This is a genomic window from Sorangium sp. So ce887 (assembly GCF_051521455.1).
Classification (GTDB): domain Bacteria; phylum Myxococcota_A; class Polyangia; order Polyangiales; family Polyangiaceae; genus Sorangium.
In genome coordinates, this window is the sequence record NZ_CP150354.1 from 8,807,062 (window position 1) to 8,828,098 (window position 21,037).

General features: G+C 71.5%; 16 protein-coding genes and 1 other RNA gene. 10 read left to right on the forward strand and 7 right to left on the reverse strand.

Annotated elements, in window-relative coordinates; genetic code table 11:
- Positions 1-26 precede the first annotated feature (26 nt).
- Positions 27-2,615, reverse strand: coding sequence for a protein kinase domain-containing protein (locus tag WMF36_RS32860; RefSeq protein ID WP_437574726.1), 2,589 nt, complete (start codon positions 2,613-2,615; stop codon positions 27-29).
- A gap of 170 nt (positions 2,616-2,785) precedes the next feature.
- Here WMF36_RS32860 and WMF36_RS32865 point away from each other — a divergent pair, with 170 nt between their 5' ends.
- The 5 genes from WMF36_RS32865 to WMF36_RS32885 all read left to right on the forward strand — a co-directional run bounded on the left by WMF36_RS32865 (position 2,786) and on the right by WMF36_RS32885 (position 8,435).
- Positions 2,786-3,484, forward strand: a complete 699-nt coding sequence (locus tag WMF36_RS32865) for a TIGR00266 family protein (RefSeq protein ID WP_437574727.1) — start codon at positions 2,786-2,788, stop codon at positions 3,482-3,484.
- Between the two features lie 24 nt (positions 3,485-3,508).
- Positions 3,509-4,177, forward strand: coding sequence for a TIGR00266 family protein (locus WMF36_RS32870; protein ID WP_437574728.1), 669 nt, complete (start codon positions 3,509-3,511; stop codon positions 4,175-4,177).
- A 16-nt stretch (positions 4,178-4,193) separates the two neighbouring features.
- Positions 4,194-4,880, forward strand: coding sequence for a TIGR00266 family protein (locus WMF36_RS32875; protein ID WP_437574729.1), 687 nt, complete (start codon positions 4,194-4,196; stop codon positions 4,878-4,880).
- A gap of 396 nt (positions 4,881-5,276) precedes the next feature.
- Complete coding sequence (locus WMF36_RS32880; RefSeq protein WP_437574730.1) at positions 5,277-6,809, forward strand: FHA domain-containing protein; 1,533 nt, start codon at positions 5,277-5,279, stop codon at positions 6,807-6,809.
- 48 nt (positions 6,810-6,857) lie between these two features.
- Positions 6,858-8,435 (forward strand): GDSL-type esterase/lipase family protein, encoded by a 1,578-nt coding sequence (locus WMF36_RS32885; protein WP_437574731.1) that lies wholly within the window; start codon positions 6,858-6,860, stop codon positions 8,433-8,435.
- Between the two features lie 270 nt (positions 8,436-8,705).
- Here WMF36_RS32885 and WMF36_RS32890 read toward each other — a convergent pair whose 3' ends face one another.
- Positions 8,706-8,954 carry a hypothetical protein gene (locus WMF36_RS32890; RefSeq protein ID WP_437574732.1) on the reverse strand — a complete coding sequence of 83 codons (249 nt, stop codon included), beginning with the start codon at positions 8,952-8,954 and terminating at the stop codon, positions 8,706-8,708.
- Positions 8,955-8,985: 31 nt separating this feature from the next.
- Complete coding sequence (locus WMF36_RS32895) at positions 8,986-10,215, reverse strand: flavin-dependent oxidoreductase (protein WP_437574734.1); 1,230 nt, start codon at positions 10,213-10,215, stop codon at positions 8,986-8,988.
- 344 nt (positions 10,216-10,559) lie between these two features.
- Between WMF36_RS32895 and WMF36_RS32900 the strand changes: the two genes are divergently transcribed.
- On the forward strand, positions 10,560-11,255 hold the full coding sequence (locus WMF36_RS32900; protein ID WP_437574735.1) for a hypothetical protein: 696 nt from the start codon (positions 10,560-10,562) through the stop codon (positions 11,253-11,255).
- Positions 11,256-11,449: 194 nt separating this feature from the next.
- Here WMF36_RS32900 and WMF36_RS32905 read toward each other — a convergent pair whose 3' ends face one another.
- Positions 11,450-13,033, reverse strand: coding sequence for an NTP/NDP exchange transporter (locus tag WMF36_RS32905; RefSeq protein ID WP_437574736.1), 1,584 nt, complete (start codon positions 13,031-13,033; stop codon positions 11,450-11,452).
- 268 nt (positions 13,034-13,301) lie between these two features.
- Here WMF36_RS32905 and WMF36_RS32910 point away from each other — a divergent pair, with 268 nt between their 5' ends.
- Positions 13,302-14,744: a BamA/TamA family outer membrane protein gene (locus WMF36_RS32910; protein WP_437574737.1), complete on the forward strand. Its 1,443-nt coding sequence runs from the start codon at positions 13,302-13,304 to the stop codon at positions 14,742-14,744.
- A 15-nt stretch (positions 14,745-14,759) separates the two neighbouring features.
- Here WMF36_RS32910 and WMF36_RS32915 read toward each other — a convergent pair whose 3' ends face one another.
- Positions 14,760-16,535, reverse strand: a complete 1,776-nt coding sequence (locus WMF36_RS32915) for a hypothetical protein (protein WP_437574738.1) — start codon at positions 16,533-16,535, stop codon at positions 14,760-14,762.
- Between the two features lie 49 nt (positions 16,536-16,584).
- The gene (locus tag WMF36_RS32920; protein ID WP_437574739.1) at positions 16,585-17,679 is read right to left on the reverse strand and encodes an esterase/lipase family protein; all 1,095 of its coding nucleotides are present in this window, start codon (positions 17,677-17,679) and stop codon (positions 16,585-16,587) included.
- Positions 17,680-18,169: 490 nt separating this feature from the next.
- Between WMF36_RS32920 and WMF36_RS32925 the strand changes: the two genes are divergently transcribed.
- On the forward strand, positions 18,170-18,916 hold the full coding sequence (locus tag WMF36_RS32925) for a hypothetical protein (protein WP_437574740.1): 747 nt from the start codon (positions 18,170-18,172) through the stop codon (positions 18,914-18,916).
- Between the two features lie 196 nt (positions 18,917-19,112).
- Here the strand turns inward: WMF36_RS32925 and WMF36_RS32930 are convergent, their stop codons facing one another.
- Complete coding sequence (locus WMF36_RS32930; RefSeq protein WP_437574741.1) at positions 19,113-19,403, reverse strand: oxidative damage protection protein; 291 nt, start codon at positions 19,401-19,403, stop codon at positions 19,113-19,115.
- 500 nt (positions 19,404-19,903) lie between these two features.
- Here WMF36_RS32930 and ssrA point away from each other — a divergent pair.
- Together ssrA and WMF36_RS32940 are read left to right on the forward strand one after the other, a co-directional pair.
- Positions 19,904-20,247, forward strand: a transfer-messenger RNA (tmRNA) gene (gene ssrA, locus WMF36_RS32935).
- Positions 20,248-20,339: 92 nt separating this feature from the next.
- On the forward strand, positions 20,340-20,591 hold the full coding sequence (locus WMF36_RS32940; protein WP_437574742.1) for a DUF433 domain-containing protein: 252 nt from the start codon (positions 20,340-20,342) through the stop codon (positions 20,589-20,591).
- Positions 20,592-21,037: the final 446 nt, after the last annotated feature.

Genomic DNA, 21,037 nt, shown 5'->3' on the forward strand with positions numbered 1-21,037 from the left:
CGCCGCGCGCCCCGTCGTCGCGGCGCTCAGGCCTTGAACGCGGCGATGACCGCCGCGGCGCGCTCCTCGACCCGCGCGCGGAGCGGGGCGAAGCGCGCGTCTGCCCGCGCGCGGTCGAGCACCGCGCAGCGCTGCATCCAGAGGGCGTCGAAGAGCCCCGCCTCCACCGCGCTCGCGAGCGTGCGGAAGAGCGCGTCGTCCTCGCCGAGGAAGGCGAGGATCTCGGCGTACATCTGGAGGAAGAGCGGGCGCAGGCGGCTGCCCGGCTCGGAGCCGTCCGCCGTCGAGCGCAGGAACGCCCGCTGCTCGTCCGACAGCCGCGACGTCGCGAGCACGTCGCGGTAGAGGCGCGCGTACTGGACGGGGACGTTCTCCATCCCGTGCGGCAGCTCGTCGATGGCGAACGGAGCGCGGTGCCACAGCCCGAACCGAGCGCGCATGATCGCCTTGTGAAAGCGGCTCGACGGGTCCTCGGCCGGCAGGTCGAGCAGCGCGCCGGCCGCGGCCCAGTCGCCCAGCAGCGCGCGGCCGCGCGCGAGCTCCCAGCGCGGGAACAGCTCGCCCGGGTCGAGCGACAGCGCGGTCTCGAGCCGGAAGACCGCCTCGTTGACGAGCCCCGCCTCGAGGAGGATGCGGCCGAGCAGCTCGTGCGCCTTGGCCAGGCTCGGCGCGCACTGGAGCGCCTTGCGCAGCGCCGGCACGGCGCCGACGGGGTCGCTCGCGCTGAAGCGGACCGTCGCGAGCGCCACCCACGGCTCGCCGAGCGAGGGGGCCTGCGCGATCGCGCGCTCGGCGGCCTGCTGCGCCTTCGCGAGCTGCGCCCTGCCGTCGCCCCGCGCGGCCATCAGCCGCGCCGAGGCGACGGCGTAGCCGGACAGGATGTTCGGGTCGTTCGGCGAGAAGGACAGCGCCTCCTCGAAGAGCGCCACGGCCGGCGCGGCGTCGCCGTACCAGAGGTGCCGCAGCTGGTGGCGCGCGCGCAGGTACAGGTCGATCGCGCGCGGGTCGCTCGGCGCCTCGCGGTCGCGGCTGGCGGCGTCGACGGTGAGCGCCCCGGCGATGGCGCTCGCCGCGTCGTCGCTCACCTCGAGCAGCGCCTCGGGCGAGCTGTCGAACCGCTTCGCCCAGAGCTGGAACCCGTCCTCGACGCTGATGACGCGCGCGGTCACGCGCACGCCGCCGGGCGCGAGGCGCGGCCCCGGCCGCGAGTGCGGCGCCGGAGGCTGCGAGCGCGGCCCGTCGAGCCCGTGGCCGGCGCCGCCGGCGCGGCGGATCGACCCCTCGACGACGACCTGCACGCCGAGCTCGCGGCCGATGTCCCGCGGGTCGCGGTTGTCGAGCCGCACCCGGGACACCGCGGCGTGCGGCCGCACCTTGAGGCCTGCGGTCATCGAGAGGGTGTCGGTGAGGTCCTCGGTGAAGCCGTCGGCGAGGTAGTCGTCGTCCGGGGCGCCGCCGTTGCGGAACGGGAGCACGGCGACGGTCTTCAGCGCCGGCGAGGACGCGGACGAGGGCGCCGGCGCGGGCGTGAGCACAGGCGCCGAGAGCGCGGGCGACACGAGCCGCGGCTGCGGCGCGGTGATCGCCTCGGCCGACGCGGCGACCCGGGTGGGGCTCTGCTCGACGGGCTGCGGCGCGGTCGGCGCGGCCGTGGCCGTCGACGCGGCGATGGCCGAGACGAGCGACTGCGCCGGCTGCGGGGCGATCGACACCCGCGAGCGCGCGAGCAGCAGCGCGCGGTGGGCCTCGGCCGCGCTGGCGTAGCGGTCCTCGCGCCGAATCGCCATGCACCTCAGGACGACGTCCGCGACGACGAGGGGCACGTCCGAACGGACGGAGCGCGGGTCGGGTGGCGGGGACCGCAGCCGGGACATGGCGGCGGCGATCGCGCCGGCGCCCGGCCACGCGCGCCGGTGGGTCAGGCACTCGAAGAGGATCATGCCGAGCGCGTAGATGTCGGTGCGCGCGTCGATATCGGGCTCACCCGTCAGCTGCTCCGGCGACATGTACGCGGGGGAGCCGAGCACGAAGCCCGCCGACTCGCCGGCGCTCGGCCCGGACGAGGTGCGGGCGATGCCGAAGTCGGTGATGACGACCCGCCCGCTCCTGTCGAGGAGCACGTTCTCGGGCTTGAGGTCGCGGTGCACGATGCCCGCCGCGTGCGCGGCGCCGAGCCCATCGCAGAGGGAGCAGCCGATGCCGATGGCCTGCTGCGTCGGCATCGGGCCGGTCCGCGCGAGGACGCTGTGCAGCGACTCGCCCTCGACGCACTCCATCGTGAGGAACTTCTCGCCCTCGTGGTCGCCGAAGTCGAACGTCCGCGCGACGTTCCGGTGCGTCACGCGCCGCGCGAGCTTCACCTCCTGCCGGAAGCGCTCGATCATGCCGGCCGAGCTGGCGAGATCGCGCCGCAGCATCTTGAGGGCGACCACCTCGTCGAGCTCCACGTCGCGGACGCGGTAGACGCTGCCCATGCCGCCGGCGCCGAGCAGGCCGAGGATCTCGTAGCGCCCCGCGATGCGCTGGGGCGCCGCGACGAAGCCGGAGCTCTGGCTCTCGCTGCGCGGCTCCCCGCGGGGCGTCGGCTCGGAGGCCGTAAGTCGCCTGTCGCTCACGCGCTCAGTCTACCCACGCCGAAGGGTAGAAGTCAGCGCGAGCGAGCCGCTGGACAGAAAACATGAAATTCGCCGCATCCCGCTCACCTCGACACACCTTCTTCCCGCTTCCTTCCCGCTTCCGCTTCCGGCGTGGGTCCGTTATATGTACGTGCCCCGCAGGTGGACGAATGCAGCATCGCACCAAGCATGAGCCGTCGTCCTCGCTGCTGGAGGTCACCCTCGATCCGGGCGAGGCGATGCTCGCAGAGGCGGGCGCGATGGTCGCGCGCTCGCCGAGCCTGCGGACGGTGGTCCGGCTCAACGCGGGCCGCGGGGCCGGGCTCTTCGGGCGGCTCAAGGCCTTCGTCATCGCGCTGCTCCGGAAGCTTTCGGGCGGCGAGACGTTCTTCGTGAACCACATCGAGGCGCCCGAGGGCGGCGGGTGGGTGTGGCTCGCCCCGCCGCTCAGCGGCCGCGTGAGGCACGTCCCCCTCCAGGGGGAGACGATGCTCTTCAGCGCGGGCTCGTACCTCGCGAGCGCGGGCGACATCGACGTGAGGGTGCGCTGGGGTGGGCTGCGCGCCGTGCTCGCGCGCGAGGGCATCTTCTTCATCGAGGCCTCCGGCGTCGGCGATCTCTGGATCACGAGCTACGGCGCGATCGAGGAGCTCCCCTGCGACGGGTCGCTCCTCGTGGACGGCGGGCACCTCGTCGGGTTCGACGCGTCCCTCGCGCTCGAGATCAGGAGCCCTGGCGGCGGGCTGATGGGCCTCATGGTCTCGGGCGAAGGCGTCGTGTGCGAGTTCACCGGCCGCGGCCGCGTGCTGATCCAGTCGCGCAGCGCCGACGCGCTCGTGGGCTGGCTCGCGCCGCTGCTCCCGCCCTGAGCGGGCGACGGAGACCGACGTCCGATGCAGGTGAATCTCCTCTACCGTCCCTCCCAGGCCCTCGCGCAGTGCTGGCTCGCGCAGGGCGAGCGCGTGATCGCCGAGAGCGGCGCGCTCGTGGGCATGTCGACCCACGTGCGGGTGGAGACGCAGGCGGGCGGCATCATGTCGGGCCTGAAGCGGATGCTGGCCGGAGAGTCGTTCTACCGGAACGCGTTCGCCGCGGAGGGCGGCGACGGAGAGGTGCTGTTCGCGACGCCGCTCTCCGGGGACATGACGGTGCTCGAGGTGGGCGACAGGCAATGGTGCGTCCAGAGCAGCGCCTATGTCGCGTCGAGCCCCGAGGTCGAGGTGAAGACGCGCACGGGCGGCCTGCGCGGCTTCTTCTCGGGAGCGGGGCTCTTCGCCCTCGAGACGGCGGGGCAAGGTCAGATGATCATCGGCGCCTTCGGCGCGCTCGAGGAGCTCCCGGTGAGAGGCCACGTCGTCGTCGACACGGGCCACCTCGCAGCGTGGGAGTCGACGCTCTCCTGCCGGATCGGCAAGAGCACGCCGACGTGGCTCGGCACGTGGCTCTCGGGCGAGGGCCTCGTCTGCCACGTCGAGGGGCACGGCAGCCTGTGGGTCCAGTCGCGCAACGCCGGCAGGTACGGCGCGGCGATCGGCGCGCGGCTCGCCCCGCGGCAACCCTAGAGATCCAGGGGACGGCGTGCGCGACGAGATCCGAGACAACCCCGAGTTCGGCGTCCTCCACGTGACCTTCGAGCACGCCGGCGAGCAGATCATCGCCGAGAGCGGCGCGATGGTGGCGCGCGACGCGGCCATCGACATGAAGACGAGCGTGCAAGGGGGGCTCGCCAGCGCGCTCAAGCGCAGGCTGACGGCGGGAGAGAGCCTCTTCCAGAACACCTTCACCGCGACGGCGCCCATGCAGTCGATGCGGCTCGCGCCGGCGCCCGAGGGGTCGATCGAGCGCATCGTCCTGCGCTCGGGGATGGAGGTCTTCCTCCAGTCGGGCGCCTATCTCGCCTCCTCGCCCGGCATCACGCTCGACACGAAGTGGCAGGGAGCCAAGGGCTTCTTCGCCGGCGGCCTGTCGCTGCTCCGGGCCTATGGCGAGGGCCTGATCTGGTTCTCGAGCTACGGCGGTATCCACGCGATCGACGTCGGCCGCCAGCACGAGGGATATATCTGCGACAACACACACCTGCTCGCGTTCACCGAGGGCCTGCGGTATCAGGTGCGCAAGCTGGCCGGCCTGAAGGGCCTGTTCCTGTCCGGCGAGGGGCTCGTCTGCGAGTTCCAGGGGCACGGGCGGCTCTGGCTGCAGACCCGGAACCCGGGGGCGCTCTCGGCGTTCCTCCACCCGTTCCGGCCCGTGGGAGGCGGCCATTAGCCCGCTGCGCATCACGGAGGCCGCGGACCCCGGGCGGATCGCCGGCGGATCGCCAGACGGGCGCGATCTTCCGCCGCGGCTGCGCGCGGGCCCGGCGCCGCCGCGTCCCGCCGGCGGGCTGCGGGCGGCTCGCCGCGCAGGGACGCGCGCCCCTGCCGCCGCGCCGGCAGGCTGGCCCGCCCGGTGCTTGCCCGGCGCTGGCTGCCGGCGGCCGGCGAGACGTTGCGGTCCGGGCCGCCCGCCATGGGGTGGTGCGCCGTCGTTGCCTTCCCGGAGGCGGACTCGCTAAAGTAGGCGGGCCTCGCTGAGGAGGCTCGTACGGCGAGCGGTGGATGCCACGGATCTACAGGCGCTCGCGGAGCGAGCCTGGCTTCGCCTGAATGCCCCGAACCCGCTATGTGGAAGCTGACGATCGAGGATGACGAGGGGAAACAGACGGGGCTCCCCCTCGCCCATGAGGAGTATGCGCTCGGGCGCGGAGAGTCGAACTCGATCCGGCTGACCGACCGCAACGTCTCGCGGCAGCACGCGACGCTGGCCAAGAACGGCCAGGGCTGGGTCATCCGCGATCTCGACAGCTACAACGGCACGTACGTCAACGGCGGGCGGGTCACCGGCGAGCAGCACCTGCGCCACGGCGACCTCGTGCAGCTCGGCGACTACCGCATCGAGATCGTCGATGAGGCGCTCTCGTCCGCGGTGACGAGCCCGACGCCGCCGCCCGGCAGCCGCAGCACGGCGCACCTGCCGCTCCACACCCGCCCCAACCGGCTCGTCATGGTCGTCGGCCCGACCCCCGGCGCCGAGTTCCCGCTCGACGGCGAGCGGTTCACGATCGGGCGCTCCGAGGACGCGACGATCTCGATCAACCACAGCTCGGTGAGCCGCCTGCACGCGGAGCTCATCAGCCTGGGCAACGGCCGCTACGAGGTCGTCGACAAGCAGAGCGCGAACGGCGTGCGCATCAACGGCGTCGAGCTGAAGCGCGGCCTGCTCGAGGCGGGCGACGCGCTCGAGCTCGGCGACGTGCGGCTCCGCTTCGTCGCCGCCGGCAAGATCTTTCGCGCCGGGCCGGACGGCGCTTCCGGCTCGGGGGCCGCGCCGGGGTCGTACGGGAGCGTGGCCACTGCGGTGCCGTCGCCCCCTTCGCTCGGCGGGACGAGCAAGGCGATGGGGATCCTCCTTGCGGTCGTCGTGATCCTCATCCTCGCCGTGGTCGCGGTCACCCGCGCCCGCTCGCAGGGGCCGGAGGCGCCCGAGCCGGAGGCGCGGCCCGCGGCGCCGGAGCTCGAGGGGAACGACGCGCAGATCCTCGACGCGGCGCAGGAGCACTTCCGCGCGGGGAGCATCGACGTCGCGCACCGGAAGCTGCAGGAGATCGCCGAGACGGCGCCGGTCCGGGAGACGCAGCGCTTCCGGGAGATCGAGGAGCGCTGGGCGGAGGGGATGTTCCAGCAGGTCGAGCGGGCCGGGACGAAGGACGAGAAGCTCGCGCTGCTCAACGAGATCGCGAAGACGACGAGCGTCCCGACGGCGCTCCGCGCGCGGGTGGCCGAGATGCGGCGGCAGGTCGACCCCGAAGCGCCGCCCGAGCCGGAGCCCGCGCCGCAGCAGAGCAGCCCGCAGACGACGTCCTGGTCCCCGCAGCACACGCCCTCGCCCTCGCCCGCGCCGCCGGCCTCGACGCCCAAGATCGCCGACGCGGGCGCCCCGCAGGCGAGCTCTTCGCTCGACTCGAGCGCGTACCCGGCGCAGCGAAAGGCGCTCGAGCCGAGGGTCTGGGGCGGGCGCGCTTCGGCCAGCGAGATCAAGCTGCTGCGCGCGATCTGCATCCACCAGGGCGACATGAGCTGCCGCGACAGGGCGACCGCGGCCCTGGACAAGCTGGAGAAGCGCCCGCCTCCTCCCGATCGGGATGCGTCCCCCTGAGCGGGGCGGGTCGCCGCAGAGCGCCTCCCTCTCCGTCCGCGCGCGTCGATGACCTCCACGAGCAGCACAAGCGCCCACGAGCCGGCCGTCCACGAGCCTTCCGCCCACGAGCCGGCCGTCCACGATTCGCCTCCGCCCGGCGGGCGCGACGCTCCTCCAGCGGGCGGCGCGCCGGTGGGCTCGCCGCGGAACGGGCTCGTCTCGTCGGCGGCCGGGGCGCTGGCGACGCTCGCGCTGCTCGTGCTGTTGCCCTACGCGCACCCGGGCCTGTCGCGGCTGCGGCTGCTCACGCCGCTGCCCGAGGGCGAGGGGCTCGTCGTGGTCCCGGCGCCGGCGCCCGTGGCCTCGATCGGGGAGACGACGCTCGTCACGGAGACCACCGAGCAGGCCGAGCTGCGCCAGCCCGAGGAGGTCGCGCTGCCGGCCGCGGCCGCAGAGCTCTTGCCGGCCGCGGTCGCCTCCGAGGGGAAGCCGCCGCGCCCGATCGAGGACCCGAGCGGCAAGGCGATGACGCCGTTCTTCCGCGCGCTCGCCGCCGTGGAGCGCAAGGCGCCGGGCTCGATCGCGCGCATCACCTACTTCGGCGACTCCATCGTGGCGAGCGACTTCGTGACGTCGACGCTGCGGCGCAAGCTGCAGAAGCGGTTCGGCGACGCGGGCCACGGGTTCATGCTGATGGCCAACGCCTGGCCTGGATATTTCCACAACGACGTTGTCCGCCTCGCCGTCCCCGGCTGGCAGGTGAGCCGCGTCGTGGGCCCCTTCGCCAAGGACGGGCTCTACGGGCTCGGGGGCGTGTCGTTCCGCTCGCAGGGCGCGGGGGTGTTCTCGCGCTTCGCCACCGCGGAGACCGGGACCTACGGGCGCGCGGTCTCGCGGTTCGCCGTCGATTACCTGAAGCACCCCGAGGGGGGGCGGATGGAGATCAAGATCGACGGCGAGAGCCGGGAGATGATCGACACCCGGGCCGCCGAGGCCGTCTCGGCGATCGCGACCTACGAGGTGCCCGACGGGCCGCACGGGATCGAGGTGCGCGCGCACGGCCCGGGGGTGCGCGCGTTCGGCGTCTGGATGGAGCGGGACGAGCCGGGGGTGGTGCTCGACGCGATCGGCATCCAGGGCTGCCGCATCCGCTTCCTCGACAAGAGCGATGACGCGCACTTCGCCGAGCAGCTGCGCGCGCGGAGCCCGTCCTTGACGGTGTTCCACTACGGCATGAACGAGAGCGAGGACGGCGAGCTGTTCCCGCTCGATCAGGTCGAGTCGACGATGAAGGCGGTGCTCGAGCAGGTGACGGCGGCGCTGCCCGAGTCGTCGTGCATGCTCGTGGGCCCGATGGACCGCGCCGACAAGAAGGGCGAGGTCTACAGGAGCCGCCCGGTGATCCCGAAGCTCGCGGCGATCCAGCGCCGGGTGGCCGCGCAGGTCGGCTGCGGCTACTTCGACACGTTCGGCGCGATGGGGGGCTCCGGGTCGATGGGGGTCTGGGTCCAGCGGGGGCTCGGCGGCGCCGATCTCGCGCACCCGTCGGGCGCGGGGGCCGAGGTCATCGGCCGCTGGCTGTACCTGGCCTTGATGGAGGCCTACGAGGCCTGGAAGGTGAGCGCGGCCGCGGGCCGGCCCTGACGCGGGCTCCGTACGTCGGAGATCCGGTCGCCCACGGCGAGCGCGGCGCTTCACCCTTGACATCCCCGGAGCGCTTTGCTCCCCCGAACCCGGGCGAGCACGGCGGCGTCGCCATCGCAGCGCGCGCAGGGCGGCGACGCGAGACGCGGCGAACTGCAGGCCGGGATCCTCGTCGGTGATCACGGCCTGCCCGAGCACCGGCAGCAGCCCTGTCCCGCGGCGAGCCTCGCTGTGATTGGCCGGCGACAGATCTCAACGTGCTGGGTCCGGTCACTCCCTGAACGGCGCCGCCAGGATGACGTCGTAGAAATTGGGGGCATGGAAGCCCTGGATCAGGCGCTCGGCGATATCGGCCGTGAAGTTGTAGAAGGCAGTCTCAGGCTTGCTGGCGAGCATGTCAGCGATCGCCTGTGGAAATGCGCGCTTGAAATCGAGACGCGGGTACGCCTGGAGCACCTCATCCACCTCATCCACCTCGTCCGCAGAGAGCTCCTTCAAGTCCTTGCCAGTGATGTCCATGATAGTTCCGACGTGGGGATCCGTGCCGGCGTCAGCGCACGAGGGGCTCCGAGGCGCACTTCAGGCCGGTCAGCACCCTGTAGCGGGCGGCGATGGCCGAAAGCTCGCCGGGGGCGAAGACGTCCTCGATACGGTCGAAGCCGTCGGGTGCGCGCTCGTAGGCGATCTGCAGGCACTGCTCCGGACCGTTGCGGCGATTGGCCGCGACGATGGCGGCGGTGGCGGGCAGGCGCTCGGCCTCGTAGGCGGCCAGCGCTTCCACCGGATCGGCATGGGCGGCGAGCGCGCGGACCAGGGCGCGGGCGTCCAGGATGGCCTGGCTCGCCCCGTTGGAGCCGTTCGGATACATGGGATGGGCGGCGTCGCCCAGCAGCGTCATGCGCCCATGGCTCCAGCGCGGCAGGGGATCGCGGTCGACCAGCGGGAACTCGTAGATCGCCTCGGCGCTCCGGATCAGGCCGGGCACATCCAGCCAGCCGAAGTGCCAGGCCTCGAACCTGGGCAAGAAGTCGGCGGGGTCGCCCGGCCGGTTCCAGTCCTCCCGTCGCAGGTTCCTGGCGACCGCGAGATCGGCGGCCCAGTTGATCCTCTGGCGGCCGTCCGGCCCCGGTGGGGAAATCGGATAGACGACGAACTTCTGGTCCTGATGCCCGGCAATGATCATGCTGGCGCCGGTGAGGAAGGGCGCCGCCAGGCTGGTCGCCCGCCACAGGATGCGACCGCCGTAGATCGGCGGCCCCTCGTCCGGATAGAGGCCGGCGCGCGCCGCCGAGTGGATGCCGTCGGCGCAGATCAGGAGGTCGGCGGGAACCTTCGAGGCCACGCCCTCGCGATTGAAGAAGCGCGCCACGATGCGGCCTCCGCCCTCTTCATGGTCCGAAAGGCGCCGGTCGCAGATCACCCGGCCTTCGCCCAGCCGCTCGACGGCGGCGTCGAACAGCACGCCCTGCAGGGCGCCGCGGTGCAGGGAGATCTGCGGCGCGGCGTGACCCGCGAAGCGGCCGCGCGGCTCGTCCCAGATGCGCTGACCGAAGCGGTTGAAATAGACAAGCTCGCGGGTCGCCACCCCGTGGGCCAACAGGGCCTCGAGCAGGCCCAGCTCGCCCAGCACCTCCGCGGCGTGGGGCAGGAGGTTGATGCCGACCCCGAGCGGCAGGATGCTGGGCGCCGCCTCGAACACCGTCACCTCATGACCCGAGGCGTGCAGCGCCAGAGCCGCGGTCAGGCCGCCGATCCCGGCGCCTGCGACGATCACTTGCATAAGTCCTCCCGTGGACATGCGGCTCGACGCCGCCCCTTGTTGAAGCCTCCGCCCTCTCGATCGCGGGCACGGCGGCCGCGGAGGGTCATCATCGCGGCCGCCGAGCATTGAAACATCCATCCTCGTGGTCGAGCATCCGTGTTTACCGAATTCGTGCATGTTTCCGGCGCATCAAGACGGCGTCGCGCCTCGGGCATCACGTCAACGGGCATGTGCGGCAGGATGGTACTGGACCGCCGGAAGACGTTTGGAAGCGCTACCCTCCTACCCTCTACCCTCTACCCTCTTTACCGCGACAGCGTTCGGCGCGCGCTCGCGGGTCGACCGGCGCTAAGGTCGCGCTCATGACGTCCACCGTGACCCGCAACGCCGGCTCCACCATCAAGTACGCCGTCATCACAGCGGTGCTCGCCGGCCTCTCGTTCCTCTGTTTCCGCGCGATGATCGGCCGCTCCGGTCCGCTGTGGCTGCTCTGTCTGGTCGGCGGCATCGGGTTCGCGGTGTTCGCGTTCGGGTCGCTCCTCGTCGCCAGGGACCTGGCCGGCACCGCGACGTGCCCGCGCTGTCAGGCGACGCTCGCGGAGATCGAGCTCAACCACACCGACGACCCGGCGTTCTGCGACAAGTGCCAGGCCGCGTACCTCGTCGACAAGCGCGTCCTCACCGTGCTCGCCGGCGACTACGTCCACCCGCAGCCGGGATTTCCAGTGCCGGTGACGAGCGAGGCGATCAGCTGGCCGGAAGGCTGCTGCGTGTGCGCGAAGCCGGCGACTCGCGGCATCGAGGCGAAGGCGGACGACGGCCAGACCGGGACCAACGTGGCCGTCGCCGCGGCCGGGCTCGCGCTCGGGAGCATCGCGGTGCGCACCGGCGGCGGCACGAGCTACACGCTGCGCATCCCGCACTGCGCCGAGCACGACGACGGCGCGAAGCTCGAGATCAAGAGCGGCAACGAGCCGCCGCTGCAGATCCGCTTTCGCTCGTACGCCTACCAGCGCCGCTTCCTCCAGCTGAACCCGAAGCCGGCGAAGGCCGCGTAGATCCGTTTCAGCCCTTCACTTTCGCGCACGTCTCTTCCGCGCGCGGCGAGCGCAGGCTCGTCTCGATTCGTTGGGTCCATGCCTTGCGAGGGAGTGCGATCCGTCGTCACGCTCTCCCCACATCCCCGTGGCAGCGACGGATCGCGACGGTTCGGTGCCGCAGAACAGTCCCGCCAGGAATCCCGCCAGGGGAGCTACGCGGCCTTCAGGCCCTCGGCGTCCGGCTCGTCCGCGGCGCGCCGCTTGTGCTCCCGGGCGATGCCGATCACGACGCCGAGCCACACGAGCGCGAGCGCGATGTTGATCATCGCGAAGTGGCGGATGGAGAGCGCGAGCACCTGGCCGACGATCACCCCGACGGCGGCGAGCACGTCGCCCGCGCGGACGACGAAGGTGTCGATGGCGGCCTTGGCGCTGTACTTCGCGTCGCGGCCGACCGGCAGGAAGAGCGCCTGCCGCGCCGTGTTCTGGACCGAGTAATCGGTGCTGTTCTCGGCGATCTTCGCGACGCGCACGACGGCGAGCGCGGGCAGGACGGCGAGGGACGCGTAGCCGAGGACGGCGATGGTCGGGAGGATGAACAGGGCGAACCGCACGCCGAGGTACTTGAAGATGCGCGAGACAAGGAAGAGCTGCAAGATGACGCCGAAGGTGTTCACCCAGTAGAAGAAATCGCCCTTGAAGGTGCCGATGATGGCGCCGAGCGCCGCCTCTTTCCCCTTCTCGGTGCGCGGGTGGACGAGCCCCTTCGCGGCGCCCTCGACGACCTTGCCGCCGGCCTCGACGTCGAACGCCCCGCCCTTGACGGCGGCGATCTTCCCCTCGAGCAGGCGCGACGCCTCCGGATCGACGAGGTAGACCGGGGCGCCCGCCGCGAGCGGCGCGCCCGGGTCTGCGCCCTCGGCCCCGGCGGGGGGCGGCTCCCTTTCGTCTGCGGCGCGCGGCGCGCCTTCCGGGCTGAGCGCGCTCGTGGCGGACTCGATCAGGGTGCGATCGAGGATGTACTCGCCTGTCGAGTTCACCCAGTTGAGGACGAGCGTCAGGCCGGCGATGAGGAGGAGATAGCGGTCGCGCGCGATGATCTTGAAGCCGCCGGCCGCGCCTCCGGGCGGCGCGTCGGCCCTGGCCTTCTCGCCGCCGAGGCGCGCGAGGTCGTTGCGGTGGACGATGCGCGTGAGCCACAGACAGACGAGCAGCACGCCCGCCGCGAGCAGCATCATGTTGTAGGGGCCGATGGGCACGTAGACGCGCTTCGCGATCTGCGCGCCGAGCATGGCGCCGAGCGAGCTCCCGATACCGACGATCGCGAAGAGCCGTTTGCCCTGCTCGGGGGTGTAGATGTCGTTGGCGAACGACCAGAACTGCGCGATCACGGTGAGGTTGAAGCAGCCCACCCACAGATAGAACGGCACCCCGAGGGGGACGCCGAGGCGCGCGAGGAAGAAGAAGAGGACGAGGTTGCCGGCGAAGAAGAGCGTCAGCGCGGTGGTGAGCTGCATGCGTCCGAAGCGCCTGGCCATGGCGCCGTAGGCGCGGACCACGCCCACGAGGAGCAGCGCCTGGCCCGCCGCCGCGTAGGCCTTCACCTCTGGACCGTCGAGGTCGAGCTGCTGTCCGCCGATCTCGAGCCCGCCGCCCGCGAGGATCAGCGGCTCGCGGACCACCTTGAGGAGGTAATAGCCCGTGAGCAGGAGGAAGACGTTCAGCGTCAGGACGAGGACGCTGAAGACCTCGCGCGGCTTCACCTCGGCGAAGATGGAGAGGAGCTTGTGAAGCACCCCTCGGGATCGTGTCTCGTTCTCGCCTGTGCTCGCCACGCGCCGCTCCATCCCGGGAAGACCGCCGTTCAGGCGGCACCGGAACAGGACCGATGCCCGAACGCGGGAGGCTATCGAGCCTGGTCCCGGCCGGCAACATCCCTCTCGGCGCCGCCCGTGTGAAGCGCCGTACAGGGGGTTCCACAGGGGCGCGTGGCGCGGACAAAAGTCTCTCGGGCCGGGAACTCCGCTAGGCTCCCGCGTGGCGACGTGCGAGAGACGGGGCCGATTGGGCACGAACGAGAAGGGATGGACGCGCGCGCTCGGCCCGGGTTGGCGGCGGCGCACGGCCGCGCTCGCGAGCTGCGCCGTGCTGTCGCTGTGCGCCGAGGCGCTGGCCGCGCCGCAGGCGGGGGGCGCTGAGCCGGCCCCGCCGGGGCGATCTCCCGCCGCGGCGCCGCGGGAGCAGGCGCCCAGCGCGAAGCGTGCTCTGCCGGACTACGATGGTCGTCCGGACGAGGGGGCGAGCATCGGCGACGCGCTGCTCTGGGTGCCGCGCGTCGCGTTCTTCCCCGCCTACCTCGTCAGCGAGTACCTGGTCCGGCGGCCGCTCGGCTATCTCACGGTCGCGGCGGAGCAGGGCGAGTGGATCGAGGAGCTCAAGGACATCTTCACCTTCGGGCCCAACGACACCATTGGCATCGTCCCCACAGCGCTCCTCGATTTCGGCTTTCGCGAGAGCGTCGGCGTTTACATCTTCTATGACGACCTGTTCTTCCCCGGCAACGAGCTCCGCGTGCACGCGGCGACCGGCGGGGTCGACTGGCTGAGGCTCACGATCGCCGACCGCATCCCGCTCGACGGGCGCGCGCACGTGAAGCTCCGCGGCGAGGCGGACACCCGGCCTGACTGGCTGTTCTCGGGGATCGGCCCGAGGTCCGTGGGGCGCGACTGGGCCCGCTACAGCGCCCGCAGCGTCGAGGGGAGCGCGACGGTCCACGTCGGTTTCGACGCGTTCAGCTTCGTCGAGGCGTACACCGGCGCGAAGACCGTCGATTTCGACGACATCTGCTGCGAGCCGACGGTCGGCTGGCGGGTCGCGAACGGCCGCTATCCGCTGCCCCCCTCGTTCGACACGGGGTACACGGCCTACCGGATCGGGGCCCGGGCCGCCCTCGACTCGCGGCGGCCGCGCCCCGAGCGGGGCCACGGCGTCCGGCTGGAGCTCTCCGGCGAGCACGCCGCCGACCTGGAGCGACCGCTGCAGAGCCGATGGCTCCGCTACGGCGGCACGCTGGGCGGGTTCGTCGATCTCACCGGACACGACCGCATCGTGAGCCTCGCCCTCTCGGCGGCCTTCGCGGACCCGCTCGGCCCCGCCGACGTCCCCTTCACCGAGCTCGTCGAGCTCGGCGGCGGCGCGCCGATGCATGGGTTCCGCGAGGGGCGCCTCCGCGGGCGGAGCGCCGCCGCGGCGACGCTCGAGTACCGTTACCCGGTCTGGGCGTTCGTCGATGGCACGGTGCAGGTCGCCGCGGGCAACGTGTTCAGCGAGCACCTCCGCGACTTCGATCTCGACCTTCTGCGCATGTCGTTCGTGCTCGGCCTGCGCACGAGCGATTCGCGCGACCACTCCTTCGACTTCCTGATCGGCTCGGCGACCGAGACGTTCGAGCAGGGCGCCAGTCTGCAGGAGCTGCGCCTCATGATCGGCGCCAGCCACGGGTTCTGAACGGCCGGGGGGAGCTCAGTCGGGCGGATCGGCCTTGTCTGGACGCTCGATGCCGACGAGCTTGTAGCCGCGGCGCGGGCCGAGATCGTAGAGGTGGGCGCGCAGCGGGCCGGGGGCATGCCCGTTCAGGAGGTCGACGATGGCGTAGCGCGAGGGCGCGTCGTCGGGCGCGCCGCCGTCCGTGGCGATGTGCGGGAGCGAGAGGCACACGCGGCCGTCCGGCGAGGGGCGCACGACCGGCCGCGCGCGCGGGGAGAGCGCCTCGCCGGCGTACATCGCGGCCTCGTAGCGGAGGCTTTGCGCGCGCGCGACGCCGGTGCGCCGCGCGAGGTCGACGCCGCACAGCGCCGCCGGCGAGGCCAGGGCGACGTCGGCGATCGGCGACAGGCGCGTGAGGTAACGCGCCAGGATCGCGCGCTTTCGCTGGATGAGCTTGTCGATCAGGAACGCGGTGTGCCGCGGGGCGGTGAAGTCGCCGGTCCGCACCGCCGCCTCGATGAGCTCCGGCGTGAAGCGCGCGAGCGCCCGGGCAGCCCAGGCGCCGTCGAGCTCGGTCATGCGCGCGAAGGCCGGGTTGGGGTAGCCGCCGCGCCAGTCCTCCGGCCGGAAGTCGCGATCGCTGAAGAAGCCGAAGATGTCGCCCCGCGGGTCGCGGGTCGCCCGGTCCCACGGCCGCTCGGGGATGCCGAGCGTGGCGAAGTCGAGGAGCGCGTACTCGGCGTCGAAGTAGTAGGCGTGGCCGAGGCGCTTCGAGATGTCCTCCCACTCCCACTCGCTGCCGAAGCAGTCGCCGAGATCGATGGCGTAGTGCCGCACGTGGCCCGGCGATGCGTCCTTGTCGTCGCCGTCCTCGGCGAGCCAGACATCCATCGAGTTCTGCTCGCGCGAGTCGAAGTGGTTGAGCCACGCGGCGAGCAGGCGCCCCCCGCGCAGGTCGCGCCGGTCCTCGTGCGGGATGACGTCGTTCGGGTCGTCCTCCCGGGTCCCCTCGTACTTGAAGGGCCCGAGGGCGCGGCCCGGCAGCCAGCGCGAGGCGACCATGCGCACCCGGTCCCCTCGCTTGGAGGCCTTGGCGAGCACGCCGTCGAGCGCCGCCTGGTCGAAGGGCCTAGTGGTCCCGCTGTTGTCGGTCACGGTGAGCCCGGGCGAGAGCTTCAGGACCGACGGCTTCAGGTAGACCACCGAGTCGCACGGCGCCCAGAAGCCGGCGGCGTGGTAGAGGCGCGCCGCGATCGCGGTGGCGCCGGTGGCCCGCTCGGGCTGCTCCGAGGGGTCGGCCTTGAGCATGAACTTGCCGATCCCCTCGACCTTGATCCGGAAGCCGGGGTTCGCGCCGTTCGGCTTGCCCATGTCGATGACCCAGGACCCGTCCGGCGCCTCGTCGTCCAGCGTCCTGTCGCCGCACGGCCCGCGCACGAGCTCCTCGGCGGTGAGCGGCCGCTTCCCGATCCGGTTCGTGAACCAGCTCGAGTCCGGCACCTCGTCGAGGCTGTTGACGTTGACCGCCCCCCCTCCCGGATCCACGGCGAAGAACCGCGTCACCGGCCGGAAGACGAGGTTGTCGGCCGCGTCCCACGCGAACGACGACTCGTACGGCTCAGGCGTGCAGAGGCGGTGCTGCGGATCGTCCCTGGGCGCCTCGGGATCGGGGCTGCAGGGCACCGAGACGGGGTTCAGGTCGGCGTCGCGCCAGACCGGATCGCGCAGGGGAAACCGGCGCACGTCGCCGCTGCAGGCCGCGCTGAGCAGGGCGAGCAGCGGGAGCGAGCAGGTGAGCGGCGCCTTGAGCATCGCCGGGAAGGGTACTGGACGGGGCGCCGTTCGGGGCGGCTTTCGCTCGTCAGAAGCCTTCTTGCCGGAGCCGCTCGATCACGGCGCGGTAGAAGTCGAGATAGAGCCAGGGGTTCCCGTCGCCCGGGCTCTGCCCGAAGAGCTGGCCGATCTCGTCGAAATGGTCGGCCGGCAGACAGCCCCAGAAGTGGCCCCATCGCGCGTCCCGCGCGCGCACCAGGCCGTCGTTCGGGAACGACTCGCCGAAGCCGCCGTCGAGGATCGTCTCGGTCAGCGAGAGCAGCGGGTGCACCGGATCGAGGCCGTCGTCGAACTGCGCGACGAAGGGCGCCGGGACGAGCGTCGTGCAGTCGCTGCCGCCGAGCGCGCGGTCGGTCCGGCCGCCGAAGGAGGCATAGAACACCCCGGGCGCGTCGGTGTACTTCGCGTTGAACGCCGCGATGCCGGGTGTCGAGAACTGCTCGAGCGACGTGAAGACGCTCGTCTCGTTGCCTATCTGATCGTAGAGCGGCGCCCCGATGGCATTGAGGAGATCGTCGAGGACGTCCTGCAGCCGCTCGTGGGCGACGAGCTGGAGCGCGATGTCGGCGACCTTCGAGCCGAGATGAGGCGTGGCGACGGTCACGACGGAGGCGACGAGATCGGGCCGCTCGTGCGCGACCACGCGGGCGTCGAGGCCTCCCTGCGAGTGGGCGATGAGATTCACCTTCTCGTGGCCCGTCTCGGCGAGGATCTGCTCGATCCGCGCGAGCAGCTGGGCGCCGCGGTACGTGGAGCTGTTGAACGGATCGACCGAGGGCGTGAAGACCACCTCGCCGCCCTCGCCGAGGGAGTGCTTGAGGTTGTAGAAGTAGCTGACGTATCCCGCGCCCGCGAAGTCCTCGAATCCGAAGAAGCCGTGGGCGAGCACGATGGGATAAGGCGGCCCGAGCTTCCCTGACGACGGCCAGCCGCCCCCGCCGCCGCCCGAGCCCTCCGCGGCGCCCTCCCAGCCGCCCGAGGCGGAGCTGCCGCCCGCTCCCGTGAGCACCTCCTCGCCGGTGCCCCACGGATCGAACTGCTCCTCGGCGGCGCCGCAGCCGGCGAGGAGCGCACAGGATGCGAGTGATGCGAGTGTCGCACACCTCCAGAGACCAGCGGACACCCGTCGTCCCCTTGGACGAGCGTCCGTGTGAGACTTCCACTTACGCGAACCGCCAATACGCGATGATGAGAGTGCGGACGAAGAAAGATCCAGCACGACCACCTCCTGCCGGAATCAGCTCAGACTCTGCTGATGGGGCTCTGATGTCAAGTGCTGTCGGAAAACTGAACCATTTGAGAGCGTATGGCGAGAGGGTATGGCGAGAGCGTCTGGCGAGACCGGCGATCGAGAGCGACGATCGAGACTGACGAGAACGTCGAGGGCGTCGAGGGCGTCGAGGTCGTCGAGGTCGTCGAGGAGGCGTCGAGGCGACTGGCGCATTGCGTTGTGAACGGGGGCGCGGGTTTCCTGCATTGCGCCATGGGGCTTCGAGGCCGCGCTGGCGCATTGCGTCGCGGGGTGATGTTATTTTTCCATGCGGAGGGGCGTGCCGGCTCCGGTAGGTTCGTGGGCCATGCGATCTGTCCAGAGCTCTTTTGCGCTTGTTCTGATGGGTTCCCTGGTCGCTTGCGGCGGCGCGACGCCTCCTCCGTCGGAGCCGGATCCTGCGGACGCCGAGGCGGCCGCGACGCCGGCCGCGGCGTCGGGCGGCGAGGCGGCGGAGGAAGGGGACGGGAAGAAGGAGGAGGACGCGGCGGCGGATGCGTCGAAGCAGGTCCCGACGACGTGCGAGCAGCGAGACAAGATGTGCTTGCCGCCGGCGGCGTTCGTGAAGCGGCTCTGCGGCGGGTTCTATCCGGACGTGGCGCTCAACCTGTTCGCCAAGGGGACGCCGTTCACGCGCGGGTACCTCACCCGCGATACCGAGGCGTGGAACGCCTCCGGCGGATCGTCATCGAACGACAAGCTGCTCTTCGATGAGGAGGTGCTGATCCTCTATCAGCGGGTGCCCGACACGGGCGGCATGGTCGTGAGCGGCGCCGGGGGCGGCTACGACGTCCTGCGCTGGGACGGGACCTGCGCGTCGCTGATGACGGAGGAGGTCCGGCTGCACGTGCCGCCGAAGCCGAAGTTCGCGCCGATCCCGTGGAAGAGCCTCGATCAGAAGACGCGCGACGCGTTCCAGGCCGACGAGAAGGTCGGCAAGGTGGTCACCGAGCGGCGGAAGGAGTGCAAGGGCGCGACGATGGGGGCGGTCAGCGCGAAGTGCGAGAAGGTCGACAAGCAGATGGGCGCCGCGCTGATCGAGTTCGTGCGCGGCGGCGGAGCGCTGCCGGCACCCGGGTCGCTGCCGTGAGGGGCGGGCGGGGGGAGCCGGGGCGGCCGGTGAGCGGGGGCCCGGGGGGTGAGCCGGGTGAGCCGCGCGGGTGAGCGGGCGGTGCGGATGAGGAGGGCCGGGGCGCAGGACCGCAGCCGGCAGGTGGACGGGAGCGCAGGACCCGCAGCCGGCAGGTGACGGGAGCGCCGCCGGCGACAGGGCCGACGGGGAGCGGCTACTCCTGCTTGTCCTTGGGCGCCACGTAGTCGGGCGGGAGCTGCGGGGCATCGTTCCCGCCGCTGAAGAAGTACTTGTCGAGCTCGGTCATCCAGAGCCGCTGGCCGGCCTCGGAGATGAGATCGAGGCGGTACTCGTTGATCAGCATCTTCGAGTGCTCCAGCCACAACCGCCACGCCTCCTTGGAGACGTTGTCGAAAATCCGCTTGCCCACCTCGCCCTTGAGCGGCGGCTTCTCCAGCCCCTCCGCCTCACGGCCGAGCTTCACGCAGTGGACCATCCTCGCCATAAGTTGCCCGTCTCCTTTTCCTTTTCGCGGGCTTCTTAGCCGAGCCAGGGGGAGCCGTCGAGAGCAGCAGGCAGGCAGGCGAGGTCGGCAGGAAGAAGCGGGGGCGGCCGGCGTGGGGGGTAGCGGCGGGTGCGACCGGCGTGGGGGAAGCGGACCGGGGTCGGGGAGCGGCGGGTGCGACCGGCATGGGGGGAGCGACCGGAGTCGGGGAGCGGCGGGTGCGACCGGAGGCAGGCGCGAGCAGCTCGCCGGAGAGCGGACCGGGAGCACGGTCGAGCCGGGACGCAGGCAAAAACGCAGGCGAGAACGAGCCGTGCCGGCTGGAAGCGCCCGGACCGAGCCGGCAAAACCGGAGAACCGCGGATCGACGCCGGACGGCGGACGGCGGACGGCGGACGCGAAGCGCGCTCAGCGGCGGAGCGATCTGACGCCGAGGGGCGCGGAGGGGTTGACGGCAGCGCAGTTTCTAGCAATGTTTGGTCCGTCTGAACGAACCACGAGGGGGCGATCGGCTTCGACGTGGGGACTGAAGGTCTGTCTGCGTGCTGGCGGCTCCTGCTCCGCCTATCAAGCGGGACGTACAATTGCGAACGACAACGCATACGCTGTCGCGGCCTAAGAACCGCTAAGCCATCCGAAGAGAAGGTCGTCCTAGTACTCTAAGGGTGTCAACCACAGGGCTGGGCCGCGTGAGGATGCCCTCGATAACGCGACCGAGATTCAGTGAGGGATAGGTCGTAGCCGAATCTACGAACGCCGTCGTCAGCGTAAGGCGACTACGCACGTGAACGAAGGTAGACTGGATGCCTTGCGGACCCGGGTTCGATTCCCGGCGCCTCCACTAAAAAGACACGGTGAGAACCGTGTCTTTTTTCTTTTGTGTGCCCTGCGTGTGACCTGACAAATTTTGGGGGCATCCTTCCCCGTGGTGCCGCGATGAACCGGGACGAGCTGCTGGACCGGATCTCCATCGACCCGAACGTCTGCTCCGGCCGGGCCTGCATCCGCGGGCACCGGATCTGGGTGTCGCTCGTGCTCGACTTCCTCGCCAGCGGCCTGTCCGTCAAGGAGGTGATGGACGAGTACGGGATCGAGGAGGCCGACGTCCTCGCCTGCATCGCCTACGGCGCCGAGATGGCCCGGTTCGCCGATTTTCCAGTGTCACAGGACAGACATCGGCCGAGCTAGCTGGGCCACTGGTCGGAGGCCTCGCAGAGTCGGAGCTCCACGGCGAGCACCAGGCCGGCGGGGCCGACCCCGGGTCCGAGACTGCGAGCTGGCGTGCTGGCGCAGCGCGTAGCCGAGCGAACGGGCACGACCTTGTGGGAGGCTGGCGGTGGGCGGGGTCCCTGCCCTGCGGGGCCGGCTCATCCCCTGCCCTGGCCGCGGCCCCTTGCCGGAGGCAGCCCCGTCTTGACACGGGACGGCATCTCCGCTGGCCTCACAGAGTGGGGTGGCTATGGGGGTAGCTGGTGTGGCAGCGAGGACGAGAGGGATGCCACCGATGGTGTGCGCGAAGCGGCGCGAACTCTCGCTGGCACCTGCCGGTCCCAGCGGGGGACTTCTGCCTCAGGTCCCTCCCGCAGTCTGCCGCACGAAGTCGTTTTCGCGATCGCATTACACTGATCCGCTCT

Excerpts from the sequence above, each read along its gene's own strand:
- WMF36_RS32870 (WP_437574728.1), top strand. The coding sequence starts at position 3,509 with ATGCAGGTGAATCTCCTCTACCGTCCCTCCCAGGCCCTCGCGCAGTGC.
- WMF36_RS32880 (WP_437574730.1), top strand. The coding sequence starts at position 5,277 with ATGTGGAAGCTGACGATCGAGGATGACGAGGGGAAACAGACGGGGCTC.
- WMF36_RS32895 (WP_437574734.1), bottom strand. The coding sequence starts at position 10,215 with ATGCAAGTGATCGTCGCAGGCGCCGGGATCGGCGGCCTGACCGCGGCT.
- WMF36_RS32890 (WP_437574732.1), bottom strand. The coding sequence starts at position 8,954 with ATGGACATCACTGGCAAGGACTTGAAGGAGCTCTCTGCGGACGAGGTG.
- WMF36_RS32925 (WP_437574740.1), top strand. The coding sequence starts at position 18,170 with ATGGGTTCCCTGGTCGCTTGCGGCGGCGCGACGCCTCCTCCGTCGGAG.
- WMF36_RS32885 (WP_437574731.1), top strand. The coding sequence starts at position 6,858 with ATGACCTCCACGAGCAGCACAAGCGCCCACGAGCCGGCCGTCCACGAG.
- WMF36_RS32865 (WP_437574727.1), top strand. The coding sequence starts at position 2,786 with ATGCAGCATCGCACCAAGCATGAGCCGTCGTCCTCGCTGCTGGAGGTC.
- WMF36_RS32900 (WP_437574735.1), top strand. The coding sequence starts at position 10,560 with ATGACGTCCACCGTGACCCGCAACGCCGGCTCCACCATCAAGTACGCC.
- WMF36_RS32915 (WP_437574738.1), bottom strand. The coding sequence starts at position 16,535 with ATGCTCAAGGCGCCGCTCACCTGCTCGCTCCCGCTGCTCGCCCTGCTC.
- WMF36_RS32940 (WP_437574742.1), top strand. The coding sequence starts at position 20,340 with ATGAACCGGGACGAGCTGCTGGACCGGATCTCCATCGACCCGAACGTC.
- WMF36_RS32930 (WP_437574741.1), bottom strand. The coding sequence starts at position 19,403 with ATGGCGAGGATGGTCCACTGCGTGAAGCTCGGCCGTGAGGCGGAGGGG.